Source organism: Chryseobacterium sp. PCH239, from assembly GCF_018924625.1.
In the GTDB taxonomy this organism is placed as follows: Bacteria; Bacteroidota; Bacteroidia; order Flavobacteriales; family Weeksellaceae; genus Chryseobacterium; species Chryseobacterium cucumeris.
Genome location: NZ_CP073027.1, coordinates 1,404,866 through 1,417,646, shown reverse-complemented (window position 1 = coordinate 1,417,646; position 12,781 = coordinate 1,404,866). Strand labels below are relative to the sequence as shown.

The following is a 12,781-nucleotide window of genomic DNA, read 5'->3' as shown; positions in this document are numbered from 1 at the left end:
ACCGCTTCGGCGGTTTTTTTTGTCACAATATTATTACTATGAAAAATATTTTTTCCATTGTATTCCTGTCCGTAGGAATTACAGCGTTTTCCCAACAGGTGGAAAGCCTTGAAACCATTCTTAACGATAAAATCAGTATCAGGGCTCTTGAACTATATGACAACAAAGTATGGTACAGCGGTACGGATTCCAAATTCGGGTTTGTAGATCTTAAAGACTATAAAAACCAGAAACAGGTCAGGCTATCTGAAGAAAAACTTCAGTTCAGAACACTAGGACAGAATAAAACTTCTTTCTATGCAATCAATATTGAAAGTCCGGCACGTTTTTTCAAAATTGATAAAAAAGATCTGAAATCACAGGTGATTTTTAAAGATACTGCAAAAACAGCGTTTTATGATGCTTTGCATTTCGTGAATGATAAACTTGCCTATACCTTCAGTGACGCAGATAAAGATCACCTGCTGAAACTGGCGGTATATAAGGATGGGAAATGGAACATGTTTAAAAATAATGTAACGTTAAATGATGGCGAAGCTGCTTTTGCCGCCAGCAATACCAATATTTCATCCTCTAAAAAATACTTATGGATTGCGACTGGAGGAAAAGCTTCAAGAATCTTAAGAATGAACCTGAAAGATGATAAAATAGAACTGTTCAATACCCCAATCATACAAGGAGAATCTTCCCAGGGAATGTATTCCATTGATTTTTTTGAAGACCGTTTCGGAATAGCAGCAGGAGGAGATTATACCAAACAGGATGCTAATATCAATAATATTGCAACGTCAAATGATGCAGGAAAAACCTGGCAGATTCAGGCTTCAGGACAGAATGCGGGATATACCACTTGTGTGAAAATAAAACCGGGATCCAAAGGAAAAGAAATAGTGGCAGTGGGAGATAAGCACATCAGTTATTCCTCAGATTTTGGAAAAACATGGACTAAAATTTCTGATGAAAAAGGATTCTTTGTCTGCCAGTGGATTGATGCTAATAAAGTGGTTCTTGCAGGAAATGACAGAATTGCGGTGATGAAATTAAAATTTTAAATAGCAGGAATAGAATTTATCACTATTGGCCAAAAGCCTGATCATACGTATTTAGACTCATTATAAAATAGAACCTAATATAATTCATAGGTTAAAATTCATAACTAATGGTTAATTTTGTAGGGTGGAATTTTAATTATGTTAAATTTCATACCCTTATAAAATTTTAATTTTCAAAATGAACTCTTTAATAGATAAGTATAATATTCCCGGACCGCGTTACACTTCTTATCCTACCGTTCCTTATTGGGATGAATCAACATTTTCACCGGAACAATGGAAGGAAACCGTAATCAGGTCTTTTCATGAAAGCAATGCAGAGGAGGGAATTTCTATTTATATCCATTTGCCTTTCTGTGAGGCATTGTGTACGTTTTGTGCATGCCATAAGCGTATCACCAAACAGCATAGTGTTGAAATACCTTATCTGGAAAGTGTTTTAAAGGAATGGAAACTATATCTTGATCTTTTCAACGAAAGACCTAAACTGAAAGAATTACACCTGGGAGGTGGTACTCCTACCTTTTTCTCTCCTGAGAATTTAAGAACATTACTGGAAGGTATTTTTTCATCGGTAGACATTGCAGAGCACCCTGAATTTTCTTTTGAAGGGCATCCAAACAATACGACGAAGGAACATCTTCAGACCTTATATGACCTTGGTTTCAGAAGAGTGAGCTTTGGAGTTCAGGATTACGATCCTAAAGTTCAGAAAGCCATCAACAGAATCCAGCCTTTTGAAAATGTGAAAAACGTTACAGAATGGGCAAAGGAAATAGGGTACAGAGGAATCAGCCATGATCTGGTTTTCGGATTGCCGCACCAGAATTGGGAAGCAATGGAACATACCATCAGAAAGACTATGGAACTGAAACCGGACAGACTGGCATTCTATTCTTACGCACACGTTCCATGGGTGAAAGGTGTCGGACAAAGAGGATTTGATGAAAATGACCTTCCAAGTGGAGAAGAGAAGCGCCGTTTGTATGAAGATGGAAAAAAGCTTCTTCAGGATTTAGGATATATTGAAGTAGGGATGGATCACTTCTCTCTTGAGCATGATGATCTGTATCAGTCTCTGATTCATAAAAAGCTTCACAGAAATTTTATGGGGTATACCTCTAGTAAAACCCAGCTGATGGTTGGGCTTGGTATGTCTGCTATTTCAGACTCATGGTATGCTTTTGCCCAAAATGTAAAAACAGTGGAAGAATATCAGAAAATGGTTGAACAAGGTGAGATTCCTGTTGTAAAAGGACACGTTCTGAGCGATGAGGATCTTACGGTAAGAAGACATATTCTGAATCTTATGTGTCAGCTTGAAACCACTTTTGATGTTAATAGCTCTTTCCCTGAGCTTGACAATGCGCTGGAAATGCTGAAAGAAATGGAAAATGACGGTTTGGTTGAGATCAATGGAACTGAAGTTAAAATTACAGAAGCCGGAAGAGCATTCACAAGGAATGTAGCCATGGTTTTTGACCTGAGGATGATGAGAAACAAACCTGAAACTAGGATTTTCTCAATGACTATATAAAATAAAAGCGGTTCAATTCTGAACCGCTTTTTTATAGACCCGTGGGTTTGTTTTGAACTTGTTTAAACTTTTTTGAAACATTAAGATTGTATTAAGGTGTCTAGAGTAGTCCAATGTTTTTTGCTTGGTGAAAAGCCTTTGCCACCCTTTTTTATAGAATTTAAAAGCCTTAGCGTTTCGTTTGCGTTTAAAACCAGCTACTACTATTTAATAATCAATTTCTGACTATATGATTTCAGTTCCCCGGATTTTAGATTAATATAATACACTCCGGCAGGTATCCCTGAGATATTAATTGCTTTGCCATTAATAATCTGATCCGTTTCCATCACTTTTCTTCCCTCTGCACTGATGATTTCCAGGGTTGCTTTTTTATCTTTCACCCCATCAATGAAAATTTCCTTGGAAGCAGGATTAGGATAAACCTTTACTGCTCCTGAAGTATTTTCATTAGTTCCTAAAGTTCCTGTAGATATTTTGAAAATTTTTCCATTGCTCAAATCTGCGACATACAATCCTTTTTGATAATCTTCTCCAAAAGTAGAAAAGTTATTTCCGGAATAAGGAGTCGTCCAAGTAATGGTATTATTGGTATCCAGCATTCCGATCTGAGAAGAACAATAATCTGCAAAGAAATATTTTCCCTGAAGTGACGGGTATTGGCTTCCTCTATAGACGTAGCCGCCTGTGATAGAACATTTCCCGCCAGAATGGTTGTATACAGCAACAGGGAAGGTCATGGTAGACTGTGCAGCGCATCCTGCTGTATTGTAAGCATTATTTCCTTCATAACAACGCCAGCCATAATTTAATCCGGCTGTAGTAATGGGCATTTTGTTGATTTCTTCTATTGCTCCCTGTCCAACATCCGCAATCATAGCATTACCTGTAGTCAGATCAAAAGAAAATTTCCAGGCATTTCTAAGACCATAAGCCCATACCTCGTCTGCACCATCCACTCCGGCTCCGGCAAAAGGATTGTCTGGCGGAATATTGTAAGGGCCGGTAGCATCCACATCAATTCTCAACATTTTCCCTAATAAAACATTTTTATTTTGGGCATTATTATTCGGGTCACCACCACTTCCTCCGTCTCCGGTGATGATCCAAAGCTTTCCATCAGGAGCAAAATGAATGCTTCCTCCATTGTGATTGTCGAATGGTTTGGGAATATTCAACAGTATTTTTTCAGAAGCAGGATCTGCTACGTTTGGGTCTGTAGAGCTCACACTGTATCTGGCAACAATAATATTGCCTGAAAGGTTGTTATAATACACAAAAAAATACCCGTTGGTAGAGTATTGAGGATGAAATGCAAGACCAAGAAGGCCTCTTTCACCGCCGAAAGTAATTTTTGATCCGATATTCAGAAAGTTGGTTGTGTTAATAGTCCCATTGGGTTGAATAATTTTAATGATGCCGTCTTGTTGAACCACAAAAAGGCGGCTGTCATTGGCGTTCGTAATCTCTACAGGGCTGGTAAGTCCTGTCACAAATTCTTCCAAATTAATGCTTTGAGAATTAACAATTAAGGAAGAAAAAACACTGATGCTAAAAAGTAATTTTTTCATAATATTTTGAGAGTTAGTGTGTTGGAAAAGTAAATGAAAATTTTATACCAATCGATTTTGAAGACTTCATTATGATAGTATGAAAAAATTGTTAAATCTTAAATAGAAATCACGATACCAATATATCTGGAAATAAACCATTTCTGTTGTTAAAAATTCATAAAATACAAGAAAATCATTATATTTGCCGACTTAATTTAACGTAGTTATAACAAAATGCAAGGAAAAGGACTTATTACAATTGTCGCTATTGTACTAGGGTTGATTTGCTTAAACGAGCTATTACCAACATGGTACGCCAGCAAAATTGAAAAGCAGGCAACTGCTATTGCAGGAGACAATCCGGAGAAGTATCAAAAAGAAATCGCAAGACTTTCTAAGGATACTTTGAATTTAGGATTCACAAAACTTTATTACACTAAAGCCAAAGACAAGGAAATGAAACTTGGTCTTGACTTGAAAGGAGGGATCAACGTTCTTTTGGAAATTAACCAAAGAGATCTTGTGAATGATTTAACCAATTATTCTACAAATCCTGTTCTTATTGAGGCTTTAAACAAAACTGATGAAGCACAGAAGAATTCTACTAAACCTTACATCGACAACTTCTTTGAGCAGTTCGATGTAATTAACAAAGCTAAAGGGGCAAATCTTAAGTTGGCGGATCCGGAAATTTTCGGAAATACAACCCTTACTGAGGTGAAGTACAACACGCCTGATGAGCAGGTGAAAAGCATTGTTAAAAGAAAAATCGATGCATCTGTAGGAACAGCTTTCGAGGTAATCAGAACTAGAATTGACAAACTTGGAGCTATCCAGCCAAACGTTCAGAGAGTACCTGGTACAGCGAGGATTTCTGTGGAAATGCCTGGTATGAAGGACATCGATAAAGTGAAGAAAATGCTTCAGACTTCTGCAAAACTTCAGTTCTGGGAAGTACAGCAGGTTCCTGAAATTGCACCTTATTTCCAGACTTTGACAACTATGGTTGCTGCAAAAGGAGATTCTATGGGAGTGGCAAAGAATGTGGACTTCATGAGCCTTTTACAGCTTGACAAATTAAGAACAAATGGTGTTGCTAACGTAAAATTATCCGATACTGCAGTTGTAAACAAAATTTTAAACAGCAAAGTAGGTCAGTCTTTACGTCCGGCTAACATTAAATATACTCAGTTCATGTGGGGTTACAAACCTGAAGCTACCGATACTGAAAGTTTAGTATTGTATGCGATCAGAGGTAACATTAACCAGAAAGCTCCGGTAGACGGTGCTGTAGAAACTGCAAACATCAGCTACGATGAACTAAGCAGAGTAGTGGTAGATATGCAGATGGACTCTAAAGGAGCAAAAGAATGGAAAACATTAACTGAGAAAAACGTTGGAAAACCAGTTGCCGTAACTCTTGATAACAGAGTATACACAGCTCCTAACGTTGTAAATGCTATCCCTAACGGTAGAACTCAGATCTCTGGTAACTTCTCTCAGGAAGAAGCTAAAGAACTGGTAGATGTGTTAGGTGCTGGTAAATTGCCTGCAGGTGCAAAAGTAGTTCAGGCTACCGTTGTAGGTCCATCTTTAGGACAAGAGGCTATTGATTCTGGTTTAATGTCGTTTATCATTGCATTTGCTATTATCATTGTTTATATCATTTTCTACTACGGTGGAGCTGGTGTATACGCGGTAATTGCGATGGTGATCAACTTATTCTATATTTTCGGTATTATGGATTCGGGTGACTTTACCCTTACGCTTCCAGGTATCGCGGGTATCGTTCTTACCATGGCAGTAGCGGTGGATACGAACGTTATCATTTATGAAAGAACTAAAGAAGAATTATTCGCTGGGAAAAGTATTCTTGAAGCTTACAAAGATGGTTTCAAACATGCATTAAATGCGATTATCGATGGTCACACTACGACTTTCTTAACGGCAGTTGTATTGTTCTTCTTCGGAACAGGGCCTATTAAAGGTTTTGCATTGACGTTGATGATCGGTATCTTAATGACATTATTTACGTCTGTATTGCTTTCAAGAGTAATGATTTTCTCAAGATTAAATAAAGGAAAAGGACTTTCTGTTTGGACTCCGGCTACGAAGAACCTATTCAGAAATACCTGGATCGATTTCATCGGAAAGAGAAAATATGCTTACATCGTTTCTGCTGTTCTTACAGTTATTTGTATTGTTTCAATCGCTACACACGGTTTCAAATATGGTATCGATTTTACCGGTGGTAGAAACTATGTGGTAAGATTTGATAAAGATGTAAAAGCTGAAGATGTTGAAGAAAAATTAGTAGCATTATTCAAAACTGAAGACGGTAAGAACTCTTCTGTAGAAGCTAAAACTTTCGGAAACAACAAACAATTAAAGATCTCTACGGATTACCTTATCGAAGATGAATCTTTAAAGGCTGACCAGATTATCGAACAGAAATTATTCGAAGGTTTAAAATCAAACTTACCGGCAGGAACAACATTGAAAGATTTCAAATCTGCTGATAAAGACCACGCAGGAATTATTTCTTCTGAGAAAGTAGGACCTTCTGTTGCTGATGATATCCAGACTCACGGTATCTATGCGGTATTAGCTGCATTAGCAATGATCTTCATCTATATTCTTGTAAGATTTAGAAAATGGCAGTTCTCTCTTGGAGCAGTTGCTGCTCTATTCCACGATGCGGTAATTATTTTAGGAGCATATTCATTGCTTCACAAATATATGCCGTTCAATATGGAGATCAATCAGGACTTCATTGCTGCGATTCTTACTGTGTTAGGATATTCAATTAACGATACGGTAATTATCTTCGACAGAATCAGAGAATACCTGAGAGAGAAAAAATCATTAACACTAGCTGGTCTGTTTGATGACTCTATTTCAAGTACGTTGGGTAGAACATTCAACACTTCATTCACTACGATTTTGGTGATCCTTGCGATCTTCATCTTCGGAGGTGATAACTTAAGAGGATTCATGTTTGCGATGCTAATCGGTATTGGATTTGGTACTTATTCATCCATCTTTGTGGCGTCTGCAATTGCTTATGACTTCCTTAAGACTGGGAAAGAAGAAGAGGTACATGGAAAATCTACTTCTGCTAAAGAAGAACTCGCTTCTAAGTAATACAAACTACAATAAATTAGTAAGGGCCGTTTCGAAAGAAACGGCCTTTTTTTAATCAAAGCCCCAATAGTGGTCAGCTGTTCGTGCTCGTATTGCTTTACTTTTTTTTAGTATACATATTAACTATTGATAATTTAGAATCATTATTTTTCAGATTTGATTAATTTTGCACCATCATGGAAAATTCAAAGAAAAAAGCAGCTATAGGCTTCATATTTATTACTTTACTGATCGATATTACGGGATGGGGAATCATCATCCCTGTTGTTCCCAAATTAATTGAGGAACTTATTCATGCAGATATTAGTGAAGCTGCAAAATATGGTGGCTGGCTTGGATTTGCCTATGCATTTACGCAATTTATATTCTCTCCGTTAGTCGGAAATCTTAGTGACAAATACGGAAGAAGACCCATCATTCTGATTTCTCTTTTCGGATTTGCAATCGATTATATTTTCCTTGCGCTGGCTCCAACGATCTGGTGGCTGTTTTTAGGAAGGATCATTGCAGGGATTACAGGAGCAAGTGTCACTACCGCCAGTGCCTATATTGCTGATATTTCCACGGATGAAGACAGGGCTAAGAATTTCGGACTGATAGGTGCTGCTTTTGGGCTCGGATTTATCATAGGACCTGTTCTGGGTGGAGTTCTAGGACATTATGGAGCCAGAGTTCCTTTCTATGCCGCAGCAGGTCTGTGTCTGCTTAACTTCTTGTATGGATATTTCATCCTTCCTGAAAGTTTGGATAAAGATAAAAGAAGAGAATTCGACTGGAAACGTGCCAACCCTATTGGTTCATTTAAGTTTTTAGGCAAGCACCCTGAAATTTCAGGTTTGATTGTTTCGTTGATATTGATCTATATTGCAGGCCATGCGGTACAGAGTAACTGGAGCTTCTTTACGATGTATAAATTCAGCTGGACAGAAAGAATGGTAGGAATCTCATTGGGAGTAGTAGGTTTGCTGGTAGGTCTTGTACAGGGCGGGCTTATCAGATATACAACACCCAGACTGGGCGAGCAGAAAAGTATTTATTACGGATTGGCTTTCTATGCAGTAGGAATGTTATTGTTTGCCTTTGCTTCAGAAGGCTGGATGATGTTTGTGTTTCTGGTTCCTTACTGTTTAGGAGGAATTTGCGGACCGGCTTTACAGTCTGTCATCACGAAAAGTGTTCCTTCCAATGAACAGGGAGAGCTTCAGGGAGCATTAACGAGTTTAATGAGTGCTACATCCATTATAGGACCTCCGATGATGACTAATTTATTTTACTATTTCACGCATGATGAAGCACCGTTCAAATTTTCAGGGGCACCTTTCTTTTTAGCATTTATTTTAATGGCGGTCAGTGTGGTAATTACTTATTCTGCTTTTCAGAAAAAAAAAAAATTAGTTGATATCACCTCTGAAAAAGATTTTCACAAGCCGTAGATTTGTTCTATTGATGAGATATAGGTGATTTTGAGTTACATCTTTCAATAAATTTACAGGAGTGAATAGTTTTGCTCATTGCTGAAACAGGAAAAACAAAATTATGAATATAGCAGACCTGGAAAAGTATTTTGAACGGATTCATTTCTCCGGAACTCCGGAGTTGAACATGGAAACATTGAGGAAAATACATCAGCTTCATCCTAAATATATTCCATTTGAAAATATAGACTCTTATACTGGAAAAGTGCCTTCTTTGAATGTAGATGATGTTTTCAGAAAGTTGGTTATTGAATCCAGAGGCGGATATTGCTATGAACAGAATCTGCTTTTAAGTGAAGTTTTAAAAACATTAGGATTCAATGTAAAGCTCCAGCTTGGAAGGGTAGTGTGGGGAAGGCAGGAGGATAGTATTGCTGCACAGACGCATCTTTTACTTATTGTCGATTTTGATGGAGATCAATATGTAGTAGATTGTGGATTTGGAACAGCCACGCTCACTGCACCTGTACTTTTAAATGAAGAAGAGCAGCAGCAAACACCCAACGGAATGTTTAAAGTTTCCCATAAAGAAGAAACCTATACGCTTTGGATGTGGAAGGAGCAGTGGCTTCCTGTGTATCGATTTACTCCTGAAAATGTAGAACCTGTTGACCTTGATATTTCCAACTGGTATTTGTCTACTCATCCGGATTCTCATTTTAAGAACAGACTGATTCTTTCAAAAGTAGATGAGAATGCTCGTTATACCTATACAGACCATGTTCTGAATATCCGGACTCGTGATGGTGAAAAGGAATCTATAACGATAGAAAATGATATACAGCTCTATGAAATATTGATTAATACTTTTGGGCTTAAAGAAAATGCGATAGAAGCGTTGAAGTCAAAAGTCAGAATCTGGTAAGACTTATAAAATATAATAAACGGGAAGCTCACTGAGCTTCCCGTTTTGATTAAAATCTGATTTTTATGAAAATAGCTATGGATAAAGGGATTTTGTCCCGTTACTTACAATATTGCTGCCTAATCCGGAGAATGATACAGAGAAATTAGTGGAGTTAAAGCTTAAAGAACCTGTTGGTGTACAAAGCCCCAGTGCATAGCGACATTGCCCGTAAGCTCCTGTCTTTTTAGTTATTTTACTTTCGCTTTTTGCTTTCCCTAAGCTTATATAGCCCCAATCACTTACATCTGCATTGGAAACGGTGGATCCTGAATAATAAATGGTAATCTTATATCCTGCTTCACCTCGTTTAGAACCCCAAAGCCAATTGGCTGTCCACCACTGTTTATACCATGTAGAAGCTACTTTTGAAGCTTCTCTGTCAGATGTTTCTGAATTTCCTCGGGTATCCATCATCACAAGTCCTCCGAAGATATTGTCCCAGATAATCCCTGAATCTCCATAAAAACATAGGGTGGTAAATTTTCCGTTTTTGCCGTTCCATGTTACTTCCATAACCTGGGTGCCCGCTTTTACTTCTCCGGTGATGGCTTCTTTTAATCCTTGTTGGGCGATTGTTAAATCCTCACCATGATATAAATCTCCAATTTTTCCCATTTTTACAGAGGATGGATCCAAAATATTTCCGGAAGCAATGAACTGATCTTTATCCGTAATCAGTTTTTTAGACAGTTCTACCCCTTGTTGGGTTGAAATTTTTCCCAATACAGCCACTCCCACAATCTGTAAATCATTTTTTAAATACGTTTCAAGATTTTTGGTGGATTCATTCAGTTGAAGCTGTACTGCTTCAGGAATAAGTTGAGAAGACGAAGGAGTAATTTCTTTTTTCAGCTCATCGATGGTTGTCTTAGCCTGAACAGCTTCCTGTTGGTTCATTTCATTGTTTTCATTCTGGCAGCTGTAGAGTGCCATTACCGATAACACGGCGAAAACTTTAAAAGTAGTCACTAGTTTTTTCATAATTAATATTTGTTTGGTTGTGCATTATAAATATACATAATTGCTGCTTAATTCTCATTATTTTGAATTAAATATTTGTTAATTGATATGTCGGGTTTGTAGGTTGCAGGTTGCAGATGTTAGCTAACTAAGTTTGAGAGTGGAAGAGTTTTAGGGTTCAAGGTTCTTAGTTTAAAGTTTGTGGGTAAACAGTAATAAAAAGAAAGAGCAACTCGCCCCACGTAAAAAAAGTAATCTCAAAACCCGCAACCCGTCTAAAAAACCTTAAACCTTGAACTTTAAACCTTGAACCTTGAATCCTGAACTTCATTATAAAATCTTAAAATTTGTTTAAATTTTTAGTTTACAGTCTATAAATGCAATAATCTTTCGTAATTTTACACCATGGAATTAAGCATTGGAGAAATGGCACTCATTGCCATTGCAATCGTTGTATTATTCGGTCCGGATAAGCTGCCCCAGATTGCGCGTGACTTAGGTGCAGGCGTTAGAAAGATGCGTGGAGCAGTAGAAGATATCAAAACTGAAATCATGAAGGAAACAGATAATCCTGTTTCTGAAATCAAACGTGAGATTGAGAAGGTAAAAGATGCTGCAAAGGATTTCAACCCGATGAATGATATTCAGAAAGATATTCTGACGGAACCTTCTTCTGTTGCTTCCAATGAGCCTCCAAAACCGAAGCCTGCAGATGATGAGACTTACGAAGGACCTGTAAGCAGATAAGTATGGAGGAAATCATTCAGGAAGATAAGAAGGTATTTCTTTACCTTAATAATTTGGGCGATTCATCTTTCGACCAGTTTTGGATGCTGATTTCCAGTACCTGGATCTGGGTGCCTCTTTATATTATATTTCTTTATTTTTTATATAAAAACCACAAACTAAGATCATTAGTTTTTATCCTTATATTTTTGGCTATTGGAGCAACGGTTTCTGATCAGTTAGCCAGTGTGTTCAAATATGGTGTGGCAAGGCTGAGACCGTGTCATGATCCTACTTTAGAGCATCACATGAGAATTGTGAAATGTGGTGGACAGTTTGGATTTTATTCTGCTCATGCTTCCAATACATTCTTTTTGGCATCCTTTTTAAGTATTTTATTAAAAAATAAGCTTAAATGGTTTCCATATGCTATATTTGTATGGGCTATAGTGGTTTCCTACAGCCGTATATATTTAGGAGTGCATTTCCCGATAGATATTTTGGTGGGGGCGTTTGTTGGATCTTTATTGGGAGTGATATTTGGTGCACTCGCCAAAAAAGTGATCAACAAACAAACTATAACTTCATGAAAAAAACTTTACCAGTAGTAATTTCCCTCTGTTTTTCTTTAACATTCTATGCCCAGGATAAAAAACTGGCTGAAGAATGTTTTCAAAAAGCTGATTATAAATGTGCAGAAGAGCAGTATTTAAAATTGGCAGAAAAAGAACAGATCCAAAAATTTCAATCAGAATATTACGATTATCTCGGAACAGCTCAGAGAAGGCTTGGAAAAACGACGCAGGCTTTTAGATCCTACGATTCTGCCCTGAAAGCAAATCCGCTGTCGGTTTCTGTATACGTCAATCTTTCGTCGCTTTACAGTCAGAAAGGAAATAAAGTAAAAGCCCTGGAATATATAGAAAAAGGACTTCAGGTAAATGCTGAAACTCCGGATCTGTATCTTACACGTTCCAAAATTTATGACAGTCAGGGGAAAAAAGACCTGGCCATCAAAGACCTTAATCAGATTCTGACTTTTGCTCCTGACAATCTTTTTGCAAAAACAGGACTGGCCAATCTGAAAAAAAATAATGGTGACCTGGACGGAGCTTTAAAAGATTATAATAAACTTCTTTCTGAAAAACCGGAATCACTGCTTTATAATGGAAGAGCAGACGTCTATTTTAAAATGAAAAAATATAAAGAAGCTCTTACAGATGCCAACAAAGCAATTTCCATAGACCCGAAATTTGCCCAATCTTATGTGAGCAAGGCTATGATTCTCATGGACACATCCAAAATTAAGGAAGCTTGTGAAAATCTGGATAAAGCAGTTGCTTTAGGCTATGAAAAAGCAGTCCTGACTGATTCTTATGCTAAATGTGTAAAGAAATAAATTAAAAAACACTCTACCCCAATCATTT

Annotated in this window: 10 protein-coding genes; 8 read left to right on the top strand and 2 right to left on the bottom strand. The window is 37.4% G+C overall.

Annotation, left to right across the window (positions count from 1 at the left end; genetic code table 11):
* The first annotated feature begins 38 nt into the window (after window positions 1-38).
* Both KBP46_RS06535 and hemN read left to right on the top strand, forming a co-directional pair.
* Window positions 39-1,052, top strand: a complete 1,014-nt coding sequence (locus KBP46_RS06535) for a glycosyl hydrolase (RefSeq protein ID WP_216444958.1) — start codon at window positions 39-41, stop codon at window positions 1,050-1,052.
* A gap of 178 nt (window positions 1,053-1,230) precedes the next feature.
* A complete protein-coding gene (gene hemN, locus KBP46_RS06530; RefSeq protein WP_216444957.1) occupies window positions 1,231-2,589 on the top strand; it encodes an oxygen-independent coproporphyrinogen III oxidase in 1,359 nt (452 codons plus the stop codon).
* Between the two features lie 203 nt (window positions 2,590-2,792).
* Here the strand turns inward: hemN and KBP46_RS06525 are convergent, their stop codons facing one another.
* Window positions 2,793-4,160 (bottom strand): sorbosone dehydrogenase family protein, encoded by a 1,368-nt coding sequence (locus tag KBP46_RS06525; protein WP_216444956.1) that lies wholly within the window; start codon window positions 4,158-4,160, stop codon window positions 2,793-2,795.
* Window positions 4,161-4,376: 216 nt separating this feature from the next.
* On the opposite strand from KBP46_RS06525, the gene secD reads away from it, so the two are divergent.
* The 3 genes from secD (at window position 4,377) to KBP46_RS06510 (ending at window position 9,626) form a co-directional block, all read left to right on the top strand.
* Complete coding sequence (gene secD, locus KBP46_RS06520; RefSeq protein ID WP_216444955.1) at window positions 4,377-7,286, top strand: protein translocase subunit SecD; 2,910 nt, start codon at window positions 4,377-4,379, stop codon at window positions 7,284-7,286.
* A 176-nt stretch (window positions 7,287-7,462) separates the two neighbouring features.
* Window positions 7,463-8,719 carry a TCR/Tet family MFS transporter gene (locus KBP46_RS06515; protein WP_216444954.1) on the top strand — a complete coding sequence of 419 codons (1,257 nt, stop codon included), beginning with the start codon at window positions 7,463-7,465 and terminating at the stop codon, window positions 8,717-8,719.
* 103 nt (window positions 8,720-8,822) lie between these two features.
* Window positions 8,823-9,626, top strand: coding sequence for an arylamine N-acetyltransferase (locus KBP46_RS06510; protein WP_216444953.1), 804 nt, complete (start codon window positions 8,823-8,825; stop codon window positions 9,624-9,626).
* A 75-nt stretch (window positions 9,627-9,701) separates the two neighbouring features.
* On the opposite strand, the gene KBP46_RS06505 is transcribed toward KBP46_RS06510, so the two are convergent.
* Window positions 9,702-10,649 carry a hypothetical protein gene (locus KBP46_RS06505; RefSeq protein WP_123277961.1) on the bottom strand — a complete coding sequence of 316 codons (948 nt, stop codon included), beginning with the start codon at window positions 10,647-10,649 and terminating at the stop codon, window positions 9,702-9,704.
* Between the two features lie 384 nt (window positions 10,650-11,033).
* On the opposite strand from KBP46_RS06505, the gene KBP46_RS06500 reads away from it, so the two are divergent.
* From KBP46_RS06500 to KBP46_RS06490, 3 genes are read left to right on the top strand one after another with little or no spacing between them, the layout of a single operon-like run.
* On the top strand, window positions 11,034-11,375 hold the full coding sequence (locus KBP46_RS06500) for a twin-arginine translocase TatA/TatE family subunit (RefSeq protein WP_034696279.1): 342 nt from the start codon (window positions 11,034-11,036) through the stop codon (window positions 11,373-11,375).
* Window positions 11,376-11,377: 2 nt separating this feature from the next.
* The gene (locus KBP46_RS06495) at window positions 11,378-11,944 is read left to right on the top strand and encodes a phosphatase PAP2 family protein (protein ID WP_062670736.1); all 567 of its coding nucleotides are present in this window, start codon (window positions 11,378-11,380) and stop codon (window positions 11,942-11,944) included.
* Window positions 11,941-12,753 carry a lipopolysaccharide assembly protein LapB gene (locus tag KBP46_RS06490; RefSeq protein ID WP_216444952.1) on the top strand — a complete coding sequence of 271 codons (813 nt, stop codon included), beginning with the start codon at window positions 11,941-11,943 and terminating at the stop codon, window positions 12,751-12,753. Before KBP46_RS06495 ends, KBP46_RS06490 begins: the two co-directional genes overlap by 4 nt.
* The last annotated feature ends 28 nt before the right edge of the window (window positions 12,754-12,781 follow it).